Origin of the sequence: Neisseria sp. HMSC069H12 (assembly GCF_001812735.1) — a bacterium.
Taxonomy (GTDB): domain Bacteria; phylum Pseudomonadota; class Gammaproteobacteria; order Burkholderiales; family Neisseriaceae; genus Neisseria; species Neisseria subflava.
Map to the genome: position 1 here is coordinate 30,429 of NZ_KV810244.1, position 24,260 is coordinate 54,688.

The 24,260-nt window shown below is 51.6% G+C and carries 19 protein-coding genes; 10 read left to right on the forward strand and 9 right to left on the reverse strand.

Annotated features, from left to right (window positions below; translation table 11 throughout):
* The coding region (locus tag HMPREF2872_RS01840) for a DNA topoisomerase IV subunit B (protein ID WP_070630786.1) at nucleotides 1-1,829 on the reverse strand (1,829 nt) is incomplete at its 3' end.
* Nucleotides 1,830-1,897: 68 nt separating this feature from the next.
* Nucleotides 1,898-2,434: an RNA pyrophosphohydrolase gene (locus HMPREF2872_RS01845; protein ID WP_004520487.1), complete on the reverse strand. Its 537-nt coding sequence runs from the start codon at nucleotides 2,432-2,434 to the stop codon at nucleotides 1,898-1,900.
* Between the two features lie 328 nt (nucleotides 2,435-2,762).
* Between HMPREF2872_RS01845 and HMPREF2872_RS01855 the strand changes: the two genes are divergently transcribed.
* The 3 genes from HMPREF2872_RS01855 (at nucleotide 2,763) to HMPREF2872_RS01865 (ending at nucleotide 5,659) form a co-directional block, all read left to right on the forward strand.
* Complete coding sequence (locus HMPREF2872_RS01855; protein ID WP_070630790.1) at nucleotides 2,763-3,908, forward strand: polyamine ABC transporter substrate-binding protein; 1,146 nt, start codon at nucleotides 2,763-2,765, stop codon at nucleotides 3,906-3,908.
* Between the two features lie 107 nt (nucleotides 3,909-4,015).
* Nucleotides 4,016-4,288 (forward strand): ACT domain-containing protein, encoded by a 273-nt coding sequence (locus tag HMPREF2872_RS01860; RefSeq protein ID WP_003680574.1) that lies wholly within the window; start codon nucleotides 4,016-4,018, stop codon nucleotides 4,286-4,288.
* Between the two features lie 15 nt (nucleotides 4,289-4,303).
* Nucleotides 4,304-5,659: a PFL family protein gene (locus tag HMPREF2872_RS01865; RefSeq protein ID WP_070630792.1), complete on the forward strand. Its 1,356-nt coding sequence runs from the start codon at nucleotides 4,304-4,306 to the stop codon at nucleotides 5,657-5,659.
* Nucleotides 5,660-5,707: 48 nt separating this feature from the next.
* Here the strand turns inward: HMPREF2872_RS01865 and HMPREF2872_RS01870 are convergent, their stop codons facing one another.
* The 3 genes from HMPREF2872_RS01870 to HMPREF2872_RS01880 all read right to left on the reverse strand — a co-directional run bounded on the left by HMPREF2872_RS01870 (nucleotide 5,708) and on the right by HMPREF2872_RS01880 (nucleotide 8,565).
* On the reverse strand, nucleotides 5,708-6,208 hold the full coding sequence (locus tag HMPREF2872_RS01870) for a glycosyltransferase family 9 protein (protein WP_191620539.1): 501 nt from the start codon (nucleotides 6,206-6,208) through the stop codon (nucleotides 5,708-5,710).
* 208 nt (nucleotides 6,209-6,416) lie between these two features.
* The gene (locus tag HMPREF2872_RS01875; protein ID WP_036472879.1) at nucleotides 6,417-6,905 is read right to left on the reverse strand and encodes a GNAT family N-acetyltransferase; all 489 of its coding nucleotides are present in this window, start codon (nucleotides 6,903-6,905) and stop codon (nucleotides 6,417-6,419) included.
* A gap of 130 nt (nucleotides 6,906-7,035) precedes the next feature.
* Nucleotides 7,036-8,565, reverse strand: coding sequence for a helicase HerA-like domain-containing protein (locus tag HMPREF2872_RS01880; protein WP_070630793.1), 1,530 nt, complete (start codon nucleotides 8,563-8,565; stop codon nucleotides 7,036-7,038).
* Nucleotides 8,566-8,806: 241 nt separating this feature from the next.
* Between HMPREF2872_RS01880 and HMPREF2872_RS01885 the strand changes: the two genes are divergently transcribed.
* Together HMPREF2872_RS01885 and murI are read left to right on the forward strand one after the other, a co-directional pair.
* Nucleotides 8,807-10,036, forward strand: a complete 1,230-nt coding sequence (locus tag HMPREF2872_RS01885; protein ID WP_070630796.1) for a multidrug effflux MFS transporter — start codon at nucleotides 8,807-8,809, stop codon at nucleotides 10,034-10,036.
* A 61-nt stretch (nucleotides 10,037-10,097) separates the two neighbouring features.
* Nucleotides 10,098-10,907: a glutamate racemase gene (gene murI / locus HMPREF2872_RS01890; protein WP_070630798.1), complete on the forward strand. Its 810-nt coding sequence runs from the start codon at nucleotides 10,098-10,100 to the stop codon at nucleotides 10,905-10,907.
* Between the two features lie 70 nt (nucleotides 10,908-10,977).
* Here the strand turns inward: murI and pgmB are convergent, their stop codons facing one another.
* The 3 genes from pgmB to HMPREF2872_RS01905 all read right to left on the reverse strand — a co-directional run bounded on the left by pgmB (nucleotide 10,978) and on the right by HMPREF2872_RS01905 (nucleotide 15,341).
* The gene (gene pgmB, locus HMPREF2872_RS01895) at nucleotides 10,978-11,643 is read right to left on the reverse strand and encodes a beta-phosphoglucomutase (RefSeq protein ID WP_070630800.1); all 666 of its coding nucleotides are present in this window, start codon (nucleotides 11,641-11,643) and stop codon (nucleotides 10,978-10,980) included.
* Between the two features lie 12 nt (nucleotides 11,644-11,655).
* Nucleotides 11,656-13,914, reverse strand: a complete 2,259-nt coding sequence (locus tag HMPREF2872_RS01900) for a glycoside hydrolase family 65 protein (RefSeq protein ID WP_070630802.1) — start codon at nucleotides 13,912-13,914, stop codon at nucleotides 11,656-11,658.
* 74 nt (nucleotides 13,915-13,988) lie between these two features.
* The gene (locus HMPREF2872_RS01905) at nucleotides 13,989-15,341 is read right to left on the reverse strand and encodes an SLC45 family MFS transporter (protein ID WP_070630804.1); all 1,353 of its coding nucleotides are present in this window, start codon (nucleotides 15,339-15,341) and stop codon (nucleotides 13,989-13,991) included.
* A gap of 15 nt (nucleotides 15,342-15,356) precedes the next feature.
* Between HMPREF2872_RS01905 and HMPREF2872_RS11720 the strand changes: the two genes are divergently transcribed.
* Entirely contained in the window at nucleotides 15,357-15,497 is a 141-nt protein-coding gene (locus HMPREF2872_RS11720) for a hypothetical protein (RefSeq protein WP_168164751.1), read from the forward strand.
* Nucleotides 15,498-15,680: 183 nt separating this feature from the next.
* Nucleotides 15,681-17,357 (forward strand): energy-dependent translational throttle protein EttA, encoded by a 1,677-nt coding sequence (gene ettA / locus HMPREF2872_RS01910; protein ID WP_003685028.1) that lies wholly within the window; start codon nucleotides 15,681-15,683, stop codon nucleotides 17,355-17,357.
* Between the two features lie 65 nt (nucleotides 17,358-17,422).
* Here the strand turns inward: ettA and HMPREF2872_RS01915 are convergent, their stop codons facing one another.
* Nucleotides 17,423-18,058 carry a multidrug efflux system transcriptional repressor MtrR gene (locus HMPREF2872_RS01915; protein ID WP_070630806.1) on the reverse strand — a complete coding sequence of 212 codons (636 nt, stop codon included), beginning with the start codon at nucleotides 18,056-18,058 and terminating at the stop codon, nucleotides 17,423-17,425.
* Between the two features lie 225 nt (nucleotides 18,059-18,283).
* On the opposite strand from HMPREF2872_RS01915, the gene HMPREF2872_RS01920 reads away from it, so the two are divergent.
* From HMPREF2872_RS01920 to HMPREF2872_RS01930, 3 genes are read left to right on the forward strand one after another with little or no spacing between them, the layout of a single operon-like run.
* On the forward strand, nucleotides 18,284-19,552 hold the full coding sequence (locus HMPREF2872_RS01920) for an efflux RND transporter periplasmic adaptor subunit (protein ID WP_070630808.1): 1,269 nt from the start codon (nucleotides 18,284-18,286) through the stop codon (nucleotides 19,550-19,552).
* An 11-nt stretch (nucleotides 19,553-19,563) separates the two neighbouring features.
* On the forward strand, nucleotides 19,564-22,776 hold the full coding sequence (locus tag HMPREF2872_RS01925) for an efflux RND transporter permease subunit (protein WP_070630810.1): 3,213 nt from the start codon (nucleotides 19,564-19,566) through the stop codon (nucleotides 22,774-22,776).
* 56 nt (nucleotides 22,777-22,832) lie between these two features.
* Nucleotides 22,833-24,239, forward strand: coding sequence for an efflux transporter outer membrane subunit (locus tag HMPREF2872_RS01930; RefSeq protein ID WP_141752830.1), 1,407 nt, complete (start codon nucleotides 22,833-22,835; stop codon nucleotides 24,237-24,239).
* The last annotated feature ends 21 nt before the right edge of the window (nucleotides 24,240-24,260 follow it).

Sequence of the window (24,260 nt, forward strand, 5' to 3'; positions counted from 1 at the left end):
ATGGTGGTGTCTTTGAGCTGGTCGGGGTTCATCTCGCCCAAGCCTTTGAAACGGCTGATGGAATAAGCAGTTTCTTTAACGCCTTCTTTTTGCAGTCGCTCCAAAATGCTGTCGAGTTCGTTTTGGTCGAGGGCGTAGAATTTGCGGGCGGGTTTGCTTTTGCCTTGTGCGTTGACATCGACGCGGAACAGCGGCGGCTGTGCGACGTAAATGTGTCCGTCGGCGACCAGTTTCGGGAAGTGGCGGTAGAACAGGGTCAGCAGCAAAACTTGAATATGCGAACCGTCCACGTCGGCATCGGATAGGATGGCAATTTTGCCGTAGCGCAGGCCGCTTAAATCGGGATTGTCGTTGATGCCGTGCGGATCGACGCCGATGGCGACGGAAATATCATGGATTTCGGCGTTGCCGAAGAGCTGGTCGGGGTGGACTTCAAAGCTGTTAAGTACTTTACCGCGCAGGGGCAGGATGGCTTGTGTGGCTTTGTCGCGGGCGAGTTTGGCGGAGCCGCCGGCGGAATCGCCTTCGACGAGGAAGAGTTCGTTTTCGCGGATGTCTTCGCTTTCGCAGTCGGTCAGTTTGCCGGGCAGGACGGCGACGCCGCTGCCTTTTTTCTTTTCGATTTTTTTAACCGAACGCATCCGCGCCTGTGCTTGTCGGATGGCGAGTTCGGCGATTTTTTTGCCGAAGTCCACGTTTTGGTTCAGCCACAATTCCAAAGGGTCGCCCGATACGGCGGCGACGAGTTTCAGCGCGTCGCGGTTGGTCAGCTTGTCTTTGGTTTGACCTTGGAACTGCGGGTCGAGGACGCGGGCGGAGAGGACGAAGGCGGTTTTGCTGAACACGTCGTCGCTTTGTACTTTCACGCCGCGCGGTAGGAGGTTGTGCAGATTGATGAAGTTGTTGACGGCGTTGAACACGGCTTGTTTCAAGCCCGCTTCGTGCGTGCCGCCCAGCGGGGTTGGGATGAGGTTGACGTAGCTTTCGTTGGCGCACGAACCTTCTTCCAGCCAGGTCAAGGCAAACGCGGCGCCTTCGCCGATGCTGAAATCGCCGTTATGGTCGTCTGAAATGTAGTTTTCGCAGGAGAACAGCGGCACGGCTTCCTGTGCGTCGGCAATCAGGTCGGTCAGATAGCTTTTCAGACCGTCGGGGTAATGCCAGGTTTGGGTGTGCACTTCGTCTTCGCCTTTGACCGGACGGGTCAGGGAAACGCGTACGCCCGGCAGCAATACGGCTTTAGCGCGCAGTAGGCGTTCGAGTTCGGGAATGCTGTAATTCGGGCTCTCAAAATATTTGCCGTCCGGCCACACGCGCACTTCGGTGCCGCTGTCTTTGACGGCGCATTTGCCCACTTCCGCCAACGGTTCGACCACGTCGCCGCCGGCAAACACGATGCGGTGGATTTTGCCTTCGCGTTTGACGGTTACTTCGAGGCGGGTGGAGAGGGCGTTGGTGACGGATACGCCCACGCCGTGCAGGCCGCCTGAAAAGGCATACGCGCTGCCGCCGTCTTTTTTGTTGAACTTGCCGCCTGCGTGCAGACGGGTGAACACGAGTTCGACTACGGGTACGCCTTCTTCAGGGTGCAGGCCGACGGGAATACCGCGGCCGTTATCACGAACAGAAAGCGAACCGTCTTCATGAATTTGTACGTCAATTTCAGTCGCGAAACCACCCAACGCCTCGTCCGCCGCGTTGTCGATGACTTCTTGGCAGATGTGGGTCGGGCTGTCGGTGCGGGTGTACATGCCGGGACGTTCTTTGACCGGCTCCAAGCCTTTGAGGACGGTGATACTGGATTCGCTGTATTGATTGTTTTTAGCCATAGGAATAATGTAAAGGCCGTCTGAAAAGATGAAAAACAACGCTTTCAGACGGCCTGAAAGCGTTTGGGTTATAGGTTTTCTATTGGATTGCGACGGATAAAGTCTTCATAGCTTTCTATGCCGCGCAAGAAACGGGAGAGTTCGGTCAATGCGTCCAAATACACGCCGCGCTTGAAGTCGATGACTTCGTCAACCGGCGCCCAGTATTGGTGCCAGCGCCAGCCGTCGAATTCAGGATGGTGGCAGGCGCGGAGGTTGACGTCGCTGTCGCGGCCGACCAAACGCAAAAGATACCAAATCTGTTTTTGTCCGCGATATGAACCGCGCCATTCGCGGCGCACCCAGTGGCTGGGAACGTCATAACGCAACCAGTCGCGCGTACGGCCAACGATTTTGATATGTTGCGGCAACAGGCCGACTTCTTCGTACAATTCGCGGTACATGGCGGTCTCAGGGCTTTCACCCGGCTTGATGCCGCCTTGCGGAAACTGCCATGAATGTTCGCGTACGCGTTTGCCCCAAAAGACTTCGTTACGTTCGTTAATCAGGATAATACCGACATTGGGGCGATAGCCTTCTCTGTCTAACACGGTGTCGCCCTTCATTAAATTCAATCGTGCAATTTTCCCACAAATTGGGCGGTTTTGACAAATCTTGAGGCCATCTGAATAAGCCCACAGTTTTTTCCAGACGGCATGAAACTGTTTCTGAAAAAATGTTGTTTATGAATAAAACCATAGCTTCAGGCCGTCTGAAAAATGAAATTTTTTTTCACTTTAAGGTCTTGCATTCAAAAGCTTTTTGCCGTTTAATGCAAACCTTGCTGAATCAAGGGCAAAGGACACATGCCGGCCGCCCCCACAGTTTCCCTTTTGTAAGTGGCATCTGCCACCGCTGCAATATTTTTACCCCCCGAACAAAAGGTCTGAAACCATGAAAAAATCTTTGATGGCGGCGGCAATCTTGAGCCTCGTCTTGACTGCGTGTAGCGGCGGACAAGGAACCGCCGCAGAATCTTCCGCATCTCAAACTCAAACTTCTTCCTCTCAAACGGATAAACTCAATATCTACAACTGGTCGGATTATGTCGATCCAGCCACGCTGTCTGCGTTTGAAAAAAATACGAATATCAACGTCCGCTACGATTACTACGACAGCAACGAAGCGCTGGAAGCCAAGCTGCTGACCGGCAAGTCGGGTTATGACCTGGTTGCGCCGTCTATTGCCAATGTCGGCCGTCAGATTAAAGCCGGCGCGTATCAAAAAATCGACAAATCGCAAATTCCCGATTACGCCAATATTGATCCTGATTTGTTGAAAATGATGGAAACCGTCGATCCGGGCAACAAATATGCCGTCCCTTATTTCTGGGGCATCAATACGCTGGCGATTAACAAACAGCAGGTTCAAAAGGCTTTGGGTACGGATAAACTGCCTGAAAACGAATGGGATTTGGTGTTCAATCCTGAATACACCCAAAAACTGAAATCCTGCGGCATCAGTTATTTTGACAGCGCCATTGAGCAGATTCCTTTGGCTTTGCATTATTTGGGCAAAGATCCGAACAGCGAAAACCCTGACGACATCAAAGCTGCTGTTGAAATGATGAAAAAAGTACGTCCCGACATCAAACGCTTTACCTCGTCCGGCTATATCGACGATATGGCGGCTGGTAATCTTTGCGTATCGGTGGGTTATGGTGGCGACCTCAATATTGCCAAAACCCGTGCCAAAGAGGCTGGAAACGGCGTCGAAGTCGAAGTATTGGCACCGAAAAGCGGCGTTGGTATTTGGGTGGATTCACTGATGATTCCGCGTGATGCGCAAAATGTGGCCAATGCACACAAATACATCAATCACACGCTCAATCCGGAAACAGCGGCTAAAAACGGCAACTATGTGACTTATGCTCCGGCCAGCCGTCCGGCGCGTGATTTGATGGATGAAAAGTACACATCCGATGCATCGATTTTCCCGAATAAAGAATTGATGGAAAAAAGTTTCATCGTTTCGCCTAAGTCAACCGATGCGAGCAAACTCAGCGTTCGCTTGTGGCAGGGTTTGAAAGCAGGGCGATAATCAAAATTGAAATTTGAATACTCAGGCCGTCTGAAACAGTTTTTCAGACGGCCTGAGTGTTATAATTGTCAACACTTTTCAAATATCCTATCAGGAGAAACAGCGTTATGAACAATTCAGTCATCACCGTCATCGGCAAAGACCGTGTGGGCATTGTGTACGACGTTTCCAAAATTTTAGCGGAAAACCAAATCAATATTCTCAACATCAGCCAACAGCTGATGGACGATTTTTTTACCATGATTATTTTGGTGGATACTTCAAAATGCACCAAATCGCGTCAAGAAGTTTTGGATTTGTTTGCGGAAGAGAGCAAAAAACTCGCGCTTGATATCCGTATGCAAAACGAAGAAATTTTCCAAGCCATGCACCGTATTTAAGTCGGAGGGAGAGCCATGAGTATTCAATCCGGCGAGATTTTAGAAACCGTCAAAATGGTGGCCGACCAGAACTTTGACGTGCGCACCATTACCATCGGCATTGATTTGCACGACTGCATCAGCAGCGATATCAATGTGTTGAACCAAAATATTTACAATAAAATCACCACAGTCGGTAAAGACTTGGTGGCAACGGCAAAATATCTGTCTGTTAAATACGGCGTGCCGATTGTGAATCAGCGTATTTCCGTTACGCCGATTGCCCAAATCGCCGCGGCCACCCATGCTGATTCTTACGTCAGCGTGGCGCAAACTTTGGATAAGGCTGCCAAAGCGATAGGCGTGTCTTTTATTGGTGGCTTTTCCGCGTTGGTGCAAAAAGGCATGTCGCCTTCGGATGAGGTGTTGATCCGTTCCATTCCCGAAGCGATGAAAACCACCGATATCGTGTGCAGCTCCATCAATATCGGCAGCACGCGCGCCGGTATCAATATGGATGCGGTCAAGCTGGCAGGCGAAACCATCAAACGCACGGCCGAAATCACGCCCGAAGGTTTCGGCTGCGCGAAAATTGTCGTTTTCTGTAATGCAGTGGAAGACAATCCGTTTATGGCGGGTGCGTTTCATGGATCGGGCGAAGCGGATGCCGTTATCAATGTCGGCGTTTCCGGCCCGGGTGTCGTAAAAGCTGCGTTGGAAAATTCAGATGCAACGACATTGACCGAAGTTGCGGAAGTAGTGAAGAAAACCGCTTTCAAAATTACCCGCGTGGGCGAACTCATCGGCCGCGAAGCCTCAAAAATGCTGAATATCCCGTTTGGTATTCTCGACTTGTCATTGGCACCAACCCCTGCCGTCGGCGACTCGGTGGCGCGCATTCTTGAAGAGATGGGTTTGAGCGTCTGCGGTACGCACGGCACGACGGCGGCTTTGGCTTTACTGAACGATGCCGTGAAAAAAGGCGGCATGATGGCTTCCAGCGCAGTCGGCGGTTTGAGCGGCGCATTTATCCCTGTTTCGGAAGACGAGGGCATGATTGCCGCAACCGAAGCCGGAGTGCTGACGTTGGACAAACTCGAAGCCATGACCGCCGTCTGCTCCGTTGGTTTGGACATGATTGCCGTCCCCGGCGATACGCCTGCTCATACCATTTCCGGCATCATCGCTGACGAAGCCGCCATCGGCATGATCAACAGCAAAACCACCGCCGTGCGCATTATTCCGGTAACCGGTAAAACCGTCGGCGACAGCGTTGAGTTTGGCGGCCTGTTGGGCCACGCGCCTGTAATGCCGGTCAAAGAAGGCTCATGCGAAGTGTTCGTCAACCGAGGCGGTAGAATCCCGGCTCCGGTTCAATCGATGAAAAACTGATTGGATTGATAAATAAAAGGCCGTCTGAAATTGATTTTCAGACGGCCTTTAATGCTGTTTTTTATCGGCGATGTTGCGGTTGAAAATGTGGTAGTTTTCTTTGGCAAAGCCGATGTTGTAGGGCGCGCTGATGCTGCGGATTAAAACCAAATCGCGGTTGCGCACCAATACGGTGGGATCGATAACGACATCATATTGCCCTGCAATCGAGCGGCCGGTTTCCCGATACGAGCGGCTGCTTTTGGCTTGGACAATATGCACCGCGTCGATATGCGGATTGGCGTCAAACAGGCTGCGGTTGGCCTCGGTGCAGACCACGCCGATGCGGATGTGCGGCGCGGATTTTTTGATTTCGCGAAAGGCAAACGAGCTGACGATGTAGTCGCCGATTTTGCCGTCTTGGCGCAAAAACAGAATGCCGCCGATATTCTCCGGCGCAAGCGGCTTTTCAGACGGCACCGGCGCACGGTCGAGCCACGCCTTGCCCGCACGGATGCGCAGCGTTTGCAGGCGTTTTTTGATGGCTTTGAACAGGGTTTTAGCGGTCATTTTTGGGGTCTTTTGGGTGCGGACGGCCTATTCGTTCCCTCTCCTGCTTGCGGGGGAGGGCTAGGGTGGGGGCGTTTGCGGCTTCGGGAACATTACGAGGCGGCGGCAAAGCGTTTCTGTGAAACGCCACCCCCTCCCCAACCCTCCCCCGCGCGAGCGCAGGAGAGGGAGTTGGAAACCGGTCGTTTTCAGTTTTTCAGACGGCCTTTTACCGAATCGTTTTGCTGTAAATATATTGCAGCCCCTTTGTGCCCATAAAGGTTCGCCCCGTATCGGCAAATCCGCAGCTTTGGTACAGGCCGATGGCGGCGCGGTTGGCGTGGTGTACGCCGAACACGATTTCGTCGCAGTCGGGCAATATGCTGCGGATGAGTGGCGCCAATTTATCGTCAGCCAGCGCCGCGCGGGCGCAGCCTTGACCCTGATATGCGGGGTTGACCGACATCGAGCGCAGCAATACGGCGCGGGGGTTGGCGCTGTAAGTAAGGCGGTCGCTGCCTTTATCAAGGATGAAAAATCCGATGGGGCGGTTTTGGCACAAAATGGTTACGGCCAAACAGTCGGGCGCGGCGAACCGGCCGTTTTGCAGCCGCTCTTGGGGCGAAACCGAGTATTGTGCTTGCTCTCCGTGCAGACGGTAGTCCAAATCGGCGGCGTGTGCGGGGTCGTACAGCACAAGGGTAACGGTTTGGGGCATGGCGTGTTTTCCTGTTTGGCGGGCACTTGGCTTGTTTTCAGGCTGCTTTGAGGCCGTCTGAAAGCAAGGTGTCGGATACAAGTATCCGACTTGCGGCTGTTGCAATAAAGGCAGTATGTTTGCAGGCTGATTATTTGAACATATTTTTAATAATACCCATTACGCTGCGGGAAATGGCGTTGGTTACTTGGCGGTTGATTTGGCTGCCGATGGCGTCGGCAACGTTGTAGCCCAAACCTTGGCCGGATTTTTTACGTCCGCCGCTCAAACCGCCAATCAGTCCGCCGAGGATGCCGGGATCAGCATTGGCAGCCTCTTTTTCTGCGGCTTTTTGTGCTTTTTCCTGCTCTTTGGCGGCATTTGCGGCTTCTTTTTCAGCGGCAGCTTGGCTGTCTGCTTCAGCCAGTGCTTCAAAAGCGGAGTAGTTGTCCACCATGTCTTTATAGCTTGGATACAAATCGTCGTTTTGGAACAAACGGTTGCGCTCTTCTGCGGCAAGCGGGGTCAGGGCGGATTGAGGCGGCAGGATGAGGGCGCGTTCTACCGGCTCGGGCATACCTTTTTCATCAAGGAAGGAAACAAGGGCTTCGCCGACACCGAGCTCGGCAATTGCTTCGGCAACTTTGATATTCGGATTGCTGCGGAATGTTTCGGCAGCAGCTTTAACTGCTTTTTGGTCGCGCGGTGTGAAGGCGCGCAAGGCGTGTTGTACACGATTACCCAGTTGGCCGAGAATGGTATCGGGCAAGTCGAGCGGGTTTTGGGTGACGAAATATACGCCCACGCCTTTGGAACGGATCAGACGCACGACTTGTTCAATTTGTTCGACCAACGCATTGGCGGCATTGTCGAACATCAAATGTGCTTCGTCGAAGAACATCACGAATTTTGGTTTGTCCAAATCGCCGACTTCGGGCAGGGTTTCAAACAATTCTGCCAGCATCCACAGCAAAAACGCGCTGTACATACGCGGCGAGCGCATCAGTTTTTCGGAGTTAAGGATGTTGATGATGCCTTTGCCGTTGTCGGTTTGCATCCAGTCTTGCAGGTTGAGGGAAGGTTCGCCGAAGAATTTTTCTGCGCCTTCGTTTTCCAAAGTCAGCAGTTGGCGTTGAATTGCGCCGATACTGGCGGCAGAAACGTTGCCGTATTGCGTGCGGTATTCCGAAGCGTGGTCGGAAACGTGTTTCAACATGCTGCGCAGGTCTTTTAAGTCCAGAATGTGCCAGCCTCTGTCATCGGCAACTTTGAACACGAGGTTGAGCAGACCTTCCTGCGTGTCGTTCAGATTCATCAGGCGGGCCAAAAGCATAGGGCCCATTTCTGAAACGGTGACGCGTACGGGAATACCGGTTTCGCCGTAAACATCCCAAAAGCGCACGGGGAAACTTTGCAGCCATTGCTCGCCCAAGCCAAACTCAGCAATGCGTTCGCCCACCTTGCCGCTGGCGGCACCGGCTTGCGCGATGCCCGACAAATCGCCTTTGACATCGACCAAGAATACAGGGACGCCTTCGCTGCTGAAGGCTTCCGCCATGCGGCGCAGGGTAACGGTTTTACCCGTACCGGTCGCACCGGCGATCAAGCCGTGGCGGTTGGCCATTTTGCCTTGGATTTCGAGCGTTTTCCCGTCGGCACGCGCAATTTGAAATGTAGTCATGATTATTCCTTAGAATCCGTGATGTGAAACAATTTGTTGTCTTAAAAAACAAGCATTTTAACGTTTGCGGCGAGGGGGTTCAACCAAGCAAAGTTTCAGGCGGCCTTAAGTTTTGCAAAGGTTTTTTTGCAGTGATTGGACAAGGTTGAAATCTGCTATAATTCCATCCAATCCGCAACCGTCTGACAAGGCGGTTGTTTTCTTTGTTTTTTGAATATTTTTTACGAAAGCGAAAGTCGGAATGACTGCACAACAAGCCCCTTTGGGCGAAAAAACCATGGCCGTGCTGATGGCGATGTTGGTCGCGCTGATGCCGTTTTCTGTCGATGCCTATCTGCCTGCGATTCCCGAAATGGCGAAGTCGCTGGGTTCGGACATCCACCGTATTGAGCAAAGCCTGAGCTTTTTTATGTTTGGCGTGGCGTTTGGTCAGGTGGTCGGCGGTTCGATTTCGGATATTAAAGGCCGCAAACCTGTCGCCTTGGTGGGCTTGAGCATTTACTTTGCCGCCGTTGTCGGTTTGACGATGGTGAATAATGTCGAGCAGCTGCTGAACTTGCGTGCCGTGCAGGCGTTTGGCGCGGGGATGACCGTGGTGATTTCCGGCGCGCTGGTGCGCGATTATTATTCCGGACGCAAAGCCGCGCAGATGTTTGCCTTAATCGGCATTATTCTGATGATTGTGCCATTGATGGCGCCGATGATTGGTGCTGGCTTGCAGAATTTGGGCGGCTGGCGCATGATTTTCGGCTTTCTGGCCTGCTATTCGCTGCTGCTTTGGGGTTTGATGTGGTATTTCCTGCCCAAGCCGCACCAAAAAGGCAAAATCAGCATGGATGTGTTCGGCGTGGTGGCAGGCAGGTTTAAACGCGTTTTGAGGACGCGCGCCGCGATGGGCTATCTGTTTTTCCAAGCTTTTAGTTTTGGTTCGATGTTTGCCTTTTTGACCGAATCATCGTTTGTGTACCAACATCTGTATCATGTTTCACCAAACCAATATGCTTGGATATTTGCGCTCAATATCATTACCATGATGTCGTTTAACCGCATTACCGCATGGCGTTTGAAAACCGGTACGCATCCGCAAAACATCCTCAAATGGGGCATTATCGTCCAATTTACCGCTAATCTGCTGATGACGGTTTTGGTATTGTCGCTGTCTCTGCCGCCTTTGTGGGCTTTGGTACCATGCGTGATGTTTTCAGTTGGTACGCAAGGCTTGGTCGGAGCGAACACTCAGGCCTGTTTTATGAGTTATTTCAGCGCAGAGGGCGGCAGTGCAAATGCCGTTTTAGGCGTATTCCAATCCCTTATCGGCGCATCGGTCGGCATGGCAACGACTTGGCTGCATAATGGTTCTGCCTTGGTGATGGCCGGTATGATGTTGAGTTCGACCGTGTGCGGTATCGTGCTGTTGTGGATTTGCTCGCATCAGGCTTGGGTGGAAAACGATAAAAAAGAATATGTTTAACCTTCAGGCCGTCTGAAAAACGGTTTCAGACGGACTCAACTTTATATTGAAGAAATTAACCATGAGTACCAGCAAACAACGCCCCATCGGCGTATTCGATTCCGGCGTCGGCGGCTTGACCAACGTCCGCACCCTGATGGAACGCCTGCCGATGGAAAACATCATCTATTTCGGCGATACCGCACGCGTTCCCTACGGCACCAAATCCCGCGCCACCATCGAAACCTTCGCCATGCAGATTGTCGATTTCCTGCTGGAAAACGATGTCAAAGCACTGGTTATCGCGTGCAACACCATCGCCGCTGTTGCTGGACAGAAAATCCGTCAAAAAGCAGGCAATATGCCCGTATTGGACGTCATCTCCGCCGGTGCAGAAGCCGCTTTGCAAACTACCAAAAATAATCGAATCGGCATTATCGCGACCAATACCACCGTCAACAGTAATGCCTACGCGCGCGCCATCCATTCGAAAAACAACGACACACTGGTACGCACGCAAGCTGCACCCCTGCTTGTGCCATTGGTAGAAGAGGGCTGGCTCGATCACGAAGTCACCCGCCTGACCGTACGCGAATACCTGAAGCCGCTCTTGGCCGACGACATCGACACGCTGGTGTTGGGTTGTACCCACTTCCCACTGCTCAAACCGCTTATCGGCCGCGAAGCGCAAAACGTCACCTTGGTCGATTCCGCTATCACCACCGCCGAAGCCACCGCCAAAGCCTTAGCACAAGAAGGTTTGCTGAATACAGAAAACGACAACCCGGATTACCGCTTCTACGTCAGCGACATCCCACTGCGCTTCCGCACCATCGGTGAACGCTTCTTGGGCAGAAGTATGGAACAGATTGAGATGGTTACACTGGGTTGATTGGAAATATTAAAGGCCGTCTGAAAACCTGATTCAGGTTTTCAGACGGCCTTTTTACTTCCTTAGTATTTTATCTGCCTGACTGTTCCCATACGTTTTGCAGGTAGGCGTAGGTCAGCTCGGCGGTGTTGGACACCAGCGCGATGTCGCTGCCCAAGTCTTCGGCTTTGCCCACGCCGATGGGCAAGGCGCCGGCGGCTTTGATGGCGGCTACTCCTGCTGCGGCGTCTTCAATGCCGATGCATTGGCGGATGTCCGCGCCCACGCCCTCGGCGGCGGCGAGGAAGATGTCGGGGGCGGGTTTGGAATGTGCGACGGCGGCAGGGTCGGCAATGGTGTCGAAGAAGTGGGTCAGCTCCATGCGTTCGAGCAGGAACGGGCCGTTTTTACTGGCGGACGCGAGGGCGATTTTTTTGCCGTTTGCTTTCAATGCTTCCAGCAGGGGCAAAATGCCGGGGTACACGTCTTCGGGTTTGACTGCCTGAATCATTTCGACGTAGTTGTCGTTTTTGCGGCGGGTCAGTTCGGCGAACTCGGCTTCGCTGACGGTTTTGCCGCCGTGCGCGAGGATGCGTTTGAGTGAATCGTCGCGCGATACGCCTTTGAGCTGTTCGTTAAACTTGCGGTCGATGCTGATGCCCAGTTCTTCGGCAAGCTTTTTCCATGCGCGGTAGTGGTATTCGGCGGTATCGGTGATGACGCCGTCGAGGTCAAATAGGACTGCGGTGAAAGTCATTTTGTGCCCTCCTTATTTTTCCAATGCGACGGCGTGGCTGCCGTTGAGCGTGATGTTTTTGCCGTACACCTGCAAATCGAGCGGTTCGCCTTTGAGCAGGGTGAAGACGACGTTTTCTTTACCGACGGCGACTTTAATCAGACGGCCGCGGTAGTTGATGTGGAAGGCGTAGCCTGTCCACGCACTTGGCAGGAACGGTGCGAAGCTGAGCTTGCCGCCCCAGGTTTTCATTTGGGCGAAACCTTGGACGATGGCGAGCCACGAACCGGTCATGGAGGTGATGTGCAGACCGTCTTCGGTGTCGTTGTTGTAGTTGTCCAAGTCCAGGCGGGCGGTACGCTGGTACATTTCCACGGCTTTTTCTTCTTTGCCCAGTTCGGCGGCAAGGATGGCGTGGATACACGGCGACAACGAGCTTTCGTGCACGGTCATCGGTTCGTAGAAGTCGAAGTTGCGGCGTTTTTCGTCGATATTGAAACGGTCGCCGAAGAAGTAGATGCCTTGCAAGACGTCCGCCTGTTTGATGAAGGGCGAACGCAGGATTTTGTCCCACGACCATTTCTGGTTGAGCGGCAAATCGTCGGGCGAAAGCGCGGACACGAGGCGGATGTCTTTGTCGAGGAAGCCGTCGTGTTGGACGAATACGCCGAGTTCTTCGTCATGCGGACGGTACATATTCGCGCTGATGTCTGCCCATTTTTCCAATTCGGCGGCACTCACGTTCAAATCCGGACGCGGGTATTTCGCCAGGGCTTCACGGGTGTAGTCCAATACCCATGCAGCGAGGGTGTTGGTGTACCAGTTGTTGTTGATGTTGTTTTCGTATTCGTTCGGGCCGGTTACGCCGTGAATCATGTATTTGCCGTTGCGTTTGGAGAAGTGGACGCGGTCCGCCCAGAAGCGGGACACTTCGACCAAGACTTCCAAGCCTTCTTTGGCAAGATAGCTTTCGTCGCCGGTGTAGTTGGTGTAGTTGTAGATGGCGTAAGGAATCGCGCCGTTGCGGTGGATTTCCTCGAAGGTGATTTCCCATTCGTTGTGGCACTCGATGCCTGTAAACGTTACCATCGGATAGAGTGCGCCCGCCAAGCCCTGTTCGCGCGCGTTATGTTGCGCCTGCGGCAGTTGGTTGCGGCGGTATTGCAGCAGGTTGCGGGTAACTTCGGGTTCAGCCAGTGCGAGGTAAAGCGGCACGGCATAGGCTTCGGTGTCCCAATAGGTCGCGCCGCCGTATTTTTCGCCGGTAAAGCCTTTGGGGCCGATGTTCAGGCGCGCGTCTTCGCCGTAGTAGGTGGAGAACAGTTGGAACAGGTTGAAGCGGATGCCCTGCTGCGCTTCGTCGCTGCCTTCGATGACCACGTCGGCAATTTCCCAGCGGTGCAGCCAGCCCGCTTTGTGCGCGTCCAGCAAGGTTTCGAATGCAACGCCTGCGATTTTTTCTGACAAGGCGCGGCCTGCGGCTTTCACCGCTTCCAAGCCCTGATAATCGCGGCTGGTGGTGACAATCACGCGTTTTTCAAAGGTTTCGGGCGTGCCGCCGACTTCGGCTTCGAAAGAATTAGAGACCTGCCAGTCGGTTTGGCTGCCGCCGAGGGCTTTGAAGCTGCCGGCGAAGGTTTGCTCGGCGTTGACGATGAATTGTTCCACGCCGAAGGGATTGGCGACGGTTTGGGTGGTAATGTAGGAGCGGTCGTCTGAAACTCCTTTGTCCAATATCTGCCAGAATTTTTCTTCGTAGTTGGAGTCTTCGTTTTTCACGTCGGCATCGATGATGGAATCAATGCGGACTTGGTGGGTTTTGCCGTCAACGGATACGGCTTCCCAGCGGATGACCGCCAGCTCTTTTTGCGCGACGGACAGGAATTTGCACACATCGAAACGCACGCCGAATACGGTGAACGAGCGGCGCAACACACCGTGCTGCATATCGAGTTCGACGGAGAAGTCGGCAACATCGTTTTTCGCCAAGTCCACCTCTTGTTCATCAACAAAGATTTTAACTTTGCTGAAATTGAGCGCATTGATGGCTTTGCCGAAATATTTAGGGTAGCCGTTTTTCCACCAGCCGACGCGGGTTTTGTCGGGGAACCACACGCCCGCGATGTAGGTGCCCAAGTGGCTGTCGGCGGAGTAGGTTTCTTCAAAATTGCCGCGCATACCCATATAGCCGTTGCCCAAACTGGTCAGGCTCTCTTGCAGCCGTTTGTGTTCTTTTTCCAGTTTTGCCGAACGCAATGTCCAAGGGCTGATTTCCATGATTCTTGTATACATTTATGAAGCTCCTGTTATTAAAATTGTAAGTTCGGCAAAGGTTTCAGACGGCCTTTGCCGATGGTATGGATGGATTATTCACCGTGGGTCTCTTTAATCAGACATACTGAGAAGGCTCCCAGCAGCAAGACTGCGCCTGCAACCAAGAACATGGTTGCCTGATGGCTGCCCAGCATAGGGAAGAGGATAAAGCTCAGCAGGGAGGCGACGATTTGAGGCATACAGATAGAGCCGTTAAACAGACCCAAATAAGTACCCATGTGTTTGCCGGAGAGGGCATTGGTTACAATCGTCAAAGGATAGGTAATGATACCTGCCCACGCAATACCGATTAAGGTATAAGACAGGATTAATGCGTATTGATTGCTGATGAAGAAAACGGAGAAGAAACCGAGTGCACCCAAAGCCAAGCAACCGAAATAACCGACTTTATGGTATTGATTCGGTACTTTTGCCAGAATAAACGAGCAGATAACGGCAGCAATGGATTGTACCGCTGCCAAAACGCCGTACCAGTTGCCCGCTTCCTGATAGCCTACGGAAGAGGCATCGGTTGTCTGCCAAACGTTTTCTGCAATCGCGCCTGCCGAGTAAGTCCACATATATTGGAAGGCGAACCAGCAGAAGAATTGCACCAAAGTGACTGTCCAAAACGCTTTAGGTGCAGTTTTTAAGAGTTCGAACCAGTTGGCTTTTTCCTGATTTGCGGCTACGTCGATGCCGTGGTAGCGAGCGTAGGTTTCCGGATCATACTCTTTGACTTTGAAGATGGTGAACGCACTGGTAATAATCAGTAAGGCTGCGCCCACATAGAATGCTACGACCACGGTCTGCGGCACGACGCCTTTTTCGGCCGTGTTCGCCAAACCGATATACGCAAACACAAACGGCAGAATCGCCGCCACAACCGCGCCCGTATTGGCTAAGAAACTTTGAATGCCGTAGGCGTAGCTTTTCTGCTCCTCGTTGACCATGTCGCCGACCATCATCTTAAACGGCTGCATTGCCATATTGGAGGACACGTCCAACAGCGCAATCATCAGCGCGCCAAACGACAAAGCTGCCAAAGAAGCGTAACCAAAACCGAAGCTGCCCGAGTTGGGCATCAGAATCATCACGATGACCGCAATCAGTGTGCCGTAAAGCAGATAGGGCAGACGACGGCCGCCCAGGCGTGGCATCCAAGTGCGGTCTGAGTAGTAGCCCACAATCGGCTGAACCAACATACCGGCCAATGGGGGCAGAATGAAAAACCAGCCCAAATTATGCGGGTCGGCGCCGAGCGTCTGGAAGATGCGGCTCATCTGCGAGCTTTGCAGGGTAAAGGCCGTCTGAACGCCGAGATAGCCGAAGCTCAGCATCCAAATCGTACTTTTTGCCAGTGACGGCAAACCTTGTTTTGCTGTTTTTTGCGTATGTTCCGACATGAGGTAAATCCTTTTTTGAAAAGTATTTTTATTGAAAAACCAGAAATGGTTCTTGGTGTGGTGTTTTCTATCGTTATTGTTTGTGTGCGTGCTTTCAAGGATATAGGTGCATTTTATGAAGCGCGCCGGATATTGGCAATGCCAGTTCAAGGATAAACTGGCTTAAATCAAATTTTCTGCGGTTTGGCATTGATACCGTCGGGCAATGAGGGTATCGGTTCGGCTCGGTGTATATTTTGATGCTTATTTCTATTTTCAGACGGTATTTGAACAAGCAAGTATTGGGGCAATAGGTTAAAATGGGTCGTCTGAAATTTGTTTGACTGAATTGAGAATACTATGTCCCAACAATACGTCTATTCTATGCTGCGCGTGAGCAAGGTTGTGCCGCCGCAGAAAACCATCATTAAAGATATTTCCCTTTCCTTTTTCCCCGGCGCGAAAATCGGCCTGCTCGGTTTGAACGGCGCGGGTAAGTCCACCGTGCTGCGGATTATGGCGGGCGTGGATAAGGAATTTGAGGGCGAAGCCGTGCCGATGGGCGGCATCAAAATCGGCTATCTGCCGCAAGAGCCGGAGCTTGATCCTGAAAAAACCGTGCGCGAGGAAGTGGAAAGCGGTTTGGGCGAAGTGGCGGCTGCGCAGAAACGCTTGGAAGAAGTGTATGCAGAGTATGCCAATCCTGATGCGGATTTTGACGCGTTGGCGGAAGAACAAGGCCGTCTGGAAGCAATTATTGCGGCGGGTTCATCTACCGGCGGCGGTGCAGAGCATGAATTGGAAATCGCTGCCGACGCTCTGCGCCTGCCTGATTGGGATGCCAAAATCGGCAATTTGTCCGGCGGTGAAAAACGCCGTGTGGCTTTGTGCAAACTCTTATTGAGCAAGCCCGATATGCTTTTGCTGGACGAGCCGACCAACCACTTGGACGCGGAATCTGTCGAATGGCTGGAGCAATTCTTGGTGCGCTTCCCTGGCACAGTCGTTGCGGTAACGCACGACCGCTATTTCCTCGACAATGCTGCCGAATGGATTTTGGAACTCGACCGCGGACACGGTATCCCGTGGAAAGGCAATTACTCGTCTTGGCTGGAGCAGAAAGAAAAACGCTTGGAAAACGAGGCGAAATCCGAAGCTGCACGCGTGAAGGCGATGAAGCAGGAGTTGGAATGGGTGCGCCAAAATGCCAAAGGCCGCCAAGCCAAGTCTAAAGCGCGTTTGGCGCGTTTTGAGGAAATGAGCAACTACGAATACCAAAAACGCAACGAAACTCAGGAAATCTTTATCCCTGTTGCCGAGCGTTTGGGTAACGAAGTGATTGAATTTGTGAACGTTTCTAAATCGTTTGGCGACAAAGTGCTGATTGACGATTTGAGCTTTAAAGTACCTGCTGGCGCGATTGTCGGCATCATCGGCCCGAACGGCGCGGGTAAATCGACGTTGTTTAAAATGATTGCGGGCAAAGAGCAGCCTGATTCCGGCGAAGTGAAAATCGGCCAAACCGTGAAAATGAGCCTGATCGACCAAAGCCGCGAAGGTTTGCAAAACGACAAAACCGTGTTCGACAACATCGCTGAAGGCCGCGATATTTTGCAGGTCGGACAGTTTGAAATCCCTGCCCGCCAATATTTGGGACGCTTCAACTTTAAAGGCAGCGACCAAAGCAAAATCGCAGGTCAATTGTCGGGCGGCGAACGCGGCCGTCTGCACTTGGCAAAAACCTTGTTGAGCGGCGGCAACGTGTTGCTGTTGGACGAGCCGTCCAACGACCTTGACGTGGAAACCCTGCGCGCGTTGGAAGACGCATTGTTGGAATTTGCCGGCAGCGTGATGGTGATTTCGCATGACCGTTGGTTCCTCGACCGTATCGCTACGCATATTTTGGCTTGTGAAGGTGACTCTAAATGGGTGTTCTTCGACGGCAACTATCAGGAATACGAAGCCGACAAGAAACGCCGTTTGGGCGAAGAGGGTGCGAAACCGAAACGTATCCGTTACAAACCGGTAACACGTTAATCAGGTTTAAACCAAAAGGCCGTCTGAAACTTTTAATGTTTCAGACGGCCTTTTATTTTTGATGTTTATGATTGTTTTCTTAATTGCGGATGGTTTTCCAATGTATCAATGATGATTTCAATCATGCGGGGAGCAGTTTGCGCCAAATCGAAGCCTTGACCGGAAGAAAGCCAGCGCCAAATCAAGCCGTCTAATGAAGACTTGATGAAGATGACCGCCATATCGGTATCTAAATTATCCGCCAACGCTTTTTGTTGTACCGCATCAGTCAGGACGGCAACGATTTTTTCACGCCATAGCGCTTGGTGTTTTTTAGCGATGGCAATGACAGCCTCGTTTTGCTCGGTGTGTTCGCATTTTAAAAACAAAATGCTGTGGAATTTATAGTGAAGCTCGTTGTGTTGCAGTCGCTCGAAAAAACGGGTCAGGGTCAGTCGGAAGCTTGACCAAGCCTGTTCGTTATTGTTGTTTGAATCCTCCTTTATGCAACTTTCGATGTCGTCGCAAATCCGTTGGAACAAAGCGTCAAACAAATCTTCTTTGTTTTTGAAATGCCAATACAGCGCGCCGCGCGTTACGCCTGCGGCTTGGGCGATTTCGTTGAGCGAAGTGCGGGCAATGCCTTTCTGATAAAACGTATCTAATGCGGCAAGCATGAGATATTCTTTGGTTTTTAAGGCTTCGGTTTTGGTTCTTCTCATGGTTTTTTTATAGGAAATGTAAATTTATGGTGCGGATTATAAAAAATTACTTCTGAACATGCAAGAATGTATGTATAATTTAATTTAGTACTTGATAGTGTTTCTCAACACTATATAATCAGCCTGTTTTTCATAAAACAGGCAATTTCTGCTTGTGAAATATGAGATTAAAGTAATCAATTTTTAATTAGTCAAACCCTTATTTATCATAGAGATAGGAAAATTATGGCTCTTTATGCTTCTAAAATGATGCGTGTCGCGGCAATTGCAGCAGCTACTGCGTTGGCGCTTTCCGCTTGCGGCAAAGGCGATGAAAAAGCAGCCGGCCAACAGGCGCAAGGCAGTCAGCAACAGCAAAAACAACCTGCGCCTGAAGTCCGCGTGGTCACTGTGCATCCGGAAACCGTTGCATTGACAACCGAGTTGCCGGGCCGTCTGGAATCATTGCGTACTGCCGAAGTTCGCGCCCAAGTCGGCGGTATTCTGCAAAAACGCCTGTTCCAAGAGGGCAGCTATGTGCAAGCCGGTCAACCTTTGTACCAAATCGACAGCTCAACTTATGAAGCAAATTTAGAAAGCGCACGCGCCCAGTTGGCGAGTGCGCAAGCTACTTTGGCCAAAGCGAATGCCGACCTGGCCCGCTACAAACCGCTGGTTGCCGCCGATGCCATCAGCCAACAAGAATATGATGCGGCCGTAACGGCCAAGCGCTCAGCAGAAGCAGGCGTCAAATCCGCTCAAGCAGCCATCAAATCTGCCGGTATCAGCCTGAGCCGCTCCCGCATTACTGCGCCGATTTCCGGCTTCATCGGTCAATCTAAAGTTTCTGAAGGTACGCTGCTGAATTCCGGCGATACCACTGTTTTGGCCACCATTCAACAAACCAATCCGATGTATGTCAACGTTACCCAGTCTGCGAGTGAGGTCATGAAACTGCGTCAACAGGTTGCCGAAGGCAAATTGTTGGCGGCAAACGGCGCGATTGCAGTGGATATCAAATTTGACGACGGTACGGTTTACCCTGAAAAAGGCCGTCTGCTGTTTGCAGATCCGACTGTCAACGAAACGACCGGTCAAATTACTTTGCGCGCCGCCATTCCTAACGACAGAAATATCTTGATGCCGGGCTTGTATGTACGCGTGTTGATGGAACAAGTGGCAGTGGATAATGCATTTGTAGTGCCGCAACAAGCAGTTACCCGCGGTTCGCAAGATACGGTGATGGTGGTAAATGACAAGAGCGAAATGGAAGCGCGTGTCGTAACCGTAGCCCAACAGCAAGGTACCAACTGGATTATTACAGACGGTCTGAAAGACGGAGACAAAGTGATTGTTGAAGGCATCAGCATTGCCGCTATGTCGGGTGCTAAAAAGGTAACGCCGAAAGAATGGACGCCGCCTGCAAACGCTGCGGCAGCAACACCGGCAGTTTCAGACGGCAAGGCTGCATCCGAGGCCAAGCCTGAAGCTAAAGCTGCATCTGAAGCCAAATAAGGAACGCGTGAATGTCTAAGTTTTTTATTGACCGCCCCATTTTTGCATGGGTTATTGCGATTTTTATCATCGCAGCGGGTATTTTCGGCATTCAAAAACTGCCGATTTCCCAATATCCGTCCGTTGCAGCGCCGACCATTACTTTGACCGCTACTTATCCGGGCGCTTCTGCTCAGGTAATGGAAGACAGCGTGCTGGCCGTTATTGAACGTAATATGTACGGTGTGGAAGGTTTGGACTATATGACGACTTCTGCCAACTCCAGTGGCAGCGGCAGCGTCAGTCTGACGTTTACACCGGAAACCAATGAAGATTTGGCACAAGTAGACGTACAGAACAAACTGTCTGAAGTATTGTCCACATTGCCCTCTACCGTACAACAATATGGTGTAACCGTATCTAAGGCGCGTTCCAACTTCTTGCAAGTGGTCATGCTTTCCTCTGAAAAGCAATCCACTGAAGAGATGAATGACTACGCGCAACGCAATATCGTACCTGAATTGCAACGCATCGACGGCGTAGGTCAGGTTCGATTGTTTGGTGCGCAACGCGCTATGCGTATTTGGGTTGACCCGAAAAAACTGCAAAACTACAACCTGTCTTTTGCAACGGTAACCAATGCGCTTGCGACACAAAATATTCAAATTTCAGCGGGCTCTATCGGTTCTCTGCCTGCTATGCCGGGACAGACCATTTCGGCAACCGTTACAGCGCAAGGTCAGTTGAGTACGGCTGAAGAGTTCGGCAACATCATTTTGGTATCCAATACAGATGGTTCTAATGTCTATCTGAAAGACGTTGCCAAAGTCAGCTTGGGTATGCAGGACTATTCTTCTTCCACCCGCTTGAACGGTGTGAATACCACCGGTATGGCAGTGATGTTGTCTAACAGCGGTAACGCTTTGGCAACGGCGACTGCCGTGAAAGAAAAAATGGCGGTTTTGCAGAAGTATTTTCCAGACGGCATGAGCTGGAAAATTCCTTACGATACTTCCAAATTCGTGGATATTTCTATTGAGAAAGTGATCCATACGCTTCTGGAAGCCATCGTATTGGTATTCTTGGTGATGTATCTCTTCCTGCAAAACATCCGCTATACGTTGATTCCGACCATTGTTGTACCGATTTCCCTGTTGGGCGGTTTTGCCTTTATCTCATACATGGGTATGTCGATTAACGTATTGACCATGTTTGCGATGGTATTGGTGATCGGTATTGTGGTCGATGACGCGATTGTGGTCGTTGAAAACGTTGAGCGTATTATGGCGAGCGAAGGTCTGTCGCCTAAGGCTGCAACCAAAAAAGCGATGGGGCAGATTTCCGGTGCGGTGATCGGTATTACTGCCGTGTTGATGTCCGTATTTGTGCCGCTGGCAATGTTTAGCGGTGCAACCGGTAACATTTACAAACAGTTTGCCCTGACTATGGCGGCATCGATCGGCTTCTCCGCATTCCTTGCCTTGACGCTGACTCCGGCATTGTGTGCCACCATGCTCAAACCGATTCAGAAGGGTCATCACGAAGAGAAAAAAGGTTTCTTCGGTTGGTTTAACAAAAAATTCGACAACTGGACACACGGCTACGAAGGCTGGGTTGCCAAAGTCTTGCGCAAGACTTTGCGCATGATGGTTGTCTATATTGGTTTGACTGTTGTGGGCGTATTCCTGTTTATGCGTCTGCCGACTTCCTTCTTGCCGTCTGAAGACCAAGGTAACTTGATGTTGAGCGTGCAGTTGCCTGCCGGTGCAACCAAAGAGCGTACCGATGCAACTTTGGCTCAAATCACTCAGCTGGCAAAATCTATACCTGAGATTGAGAACATTATTACCGTTTCCGGCTTCAGTTTTTCAGGCTCCGGTCAAAACATGGCTTTGGGCTTTGTTATTCTGAAAGACTGGAGCGAACGTACTGCTCCGGGCAGCGATGCAACTTCTATTTCCGGTAAGTTGACCGGCATGATGATGGCTACGCTGAAAGACGGTTTCGGTTTGGCGATTGTGCCTCCAGCCATTATGGAATTGGGTACAGGCTCCGGCTTGACGATTTATCTGCAAGACCGTAACAACAGCGGCCATGCCGCATTGTTGGACAAGCGTGATGAGTTGATTGACAAAATGCGCAAAAGCGGTTTGTTTAACCCAAGTACCGTTCGTGCGAGCGGTTTGGAAGATGCGCCGCAGTTGAAAATCGACATCAATCGTTCCGCAGCCGCCGCACAAGGTATTTCGTTCTCTGACATCCGTACTGCTTTGGCTTCTTCTTTGGGTTCGTCTTATGTAAACGACTTCCCGAATCAAGGCCGTCTGCAACGGGTGATGGTACAGGCTGATGCGAGTGCCCGTATGCAGCCTGCCGATATTCTGAACCTGACCGTGCCGAACAAATCCGGTGTTGCCGTACCGCTTTCTACCATTGCTACTGTTTCTTGGGAAAACGGTATGGAACAAAGCGTCCGCTTCAATGGTTATCCGGCAATGGAGCTTTCCGGCTCGCCTGTTAATGGCGTATCTTCCGGTCAGGCCATGGCTGCGGTACAGCAAATGGTTGATGAAATGGGCGGCGGTTACAGTCTGGAATGGGGCGGTCAGTCTCGTGAAGAGGCCAAAGGCAGCTCGCAAACTGTCGTGTTGTACGCATTGGCCGCTGCCGCTGTATTCTTGGTATTGGCTGCTTTGTACGAAAGCTGGTCTATCCCGTTGGCGGTTATCCTTGTGATTCCGTTGGGCTTGATTGGCGCGGCATTGGGCGTGACCGGCCGCAACATGTTTGAAGCGCTGCTGGGCAGTATTCCGGCATACGCCAACGATATCTACTTCCAAGTCGGTTTCGTTACGGTGATGGGTTTGAGTGCGAAAAACGCGATTTTGATTATCGAGTTTGCCAAAGACCTGCAAGCGCAAGGCAAGAGCGCGCTTGAAGCTGCGCTTGCCGCCGCACACCTGCGTTTCCGTCCGATTATCATGACTTCGTTCGCCTTCATCTTGGGCGTGGTACCGCTCTATGTTGCCAGCGGTGCCAGCTCCGCCAGCCAACGTGCGATTGGTACGACCGTGTTCTGGGGTATGTTGATCGGTACGATTCTGTCTGTATTCCTTGTGCCTTTGTTCTATGTGGTTGTGCGCAAATTCTTTAAAGAAACTGCACATGAGCATGAGATGGCCGCCAAACACGCCGCTGAAGCAGGCATGATTGAAGACGGTAAACACGATTCAGACAAGCACTAAAGCAAAGGCCGTCTGAAAACTTTTCAGACGGCCTCAAAATGCTAAAGGATTCTAAAATGAAGAAGATTACATTCAAACCTGTACTGACCGCCGTTGCCGCCGCCGTGGCTTTGTCGGCCTGTACCATGATGCCGAAATATGAGCAGCCCCAAGTTGCTGTGGCCGATACGTTTAAATACGACACAGTTGACGACGGTATCCGTGCCGCCGAATTGGGTTGGCAAGATTACTTTGCTGATCCGCGCCTTCACCGTCTAATCAGCATCGCATTGGAACGCAATACCGATTTGCGTACAGCCGCGCTGAATGCGGAAATCTACCGCAAGCAATACATGATTGCGCGTAATAATTTGTTGCCAACCGTTAATGCCAGCGGTACAGGTTCGCGTCAAGGCAGCTTGAGCGGCGGCAGCGTCAGCAGCCAATACAGCGTGGGTTTGGGTGCAGCCTCTTATGAGCTTGACCTCTTCGGACGTGTCCGCAGTACCAGTGAAGCCGCGTTGCAAGGTTATTTCAATGTGGCCGCAAACCGCGATGCCGCCCATCTGACCTTGATTTCTACCGTTGCCAAAGCCTACTTTAATGAACGCTACGCGGAAGAAACCATGGCATTGGCACAACGTGTGTTGCAAACCCGTGAAGCGACTTACAAGCTCTCGCAATTACGCCATAAGGCCGGCGTGATTTCCGCCGTTGATTTGCGCCAACAGGAAGCGCTGATCGAATCGGCCAAAGCCGATTACGCATCTGCAGTGAAAAACCGCGAGCAAGCACGCAATTCTTTGGCTATGTTGATTAATCAACCTTTGCCCGAAGACTTACCTGCCGGTCTGCCTTTGAGCAAGCAGTTCAAAATGACCAAACTGCCTGCCGGTTTGAGTTCGGACGTGTTGCTCAACCGTCCGGATATCCGTGCAGCCGAACATGCGCTCAAACAAGCCAATGCCAATATCGGCGCGGCTCGTGCGGCGTTTTTCCCACGCATCAGCCTGACCGGTTCGGTCGGTACAGCTTCCGGCGAGTTGAGCGGCCTGTTTAAGAGCGGCACGGGTATTTGGGCTTTTGCACCGTCCATTACCCTGCCTATCTTTGACTGGGGCACAAACAAAGCCAATCTTGACGTAGCCAAACTGCGCCAACAGGCACAAATCGTTGCTTATGAAGCCGCTGTTCAATCTGTATTTAAAGACGTTTCCAATGCGTTGGTTGCACGCGAACAGCTGGATAAAAGCTATAACGCTTTGAGCAAACAAAGCCGTGCCTACAACGATAGCCTGCGCCTCATCAGCCTGCGCTACAAACATGGTGTATCCAGCGCATTGGATTTGCTGGATGCCGAGCGTAGCAATTACAGTGCAGAAACTGCTCTTTTGGCTAATCAGCTGACCCGTTTGGAAAATCTTGCCGACTTGTATAAAGCACTTGGTGGCGGTTTGAAACGCGAAACCAAAGCTGCCGAATAAGTATTTGCCTGCTAAGATTAA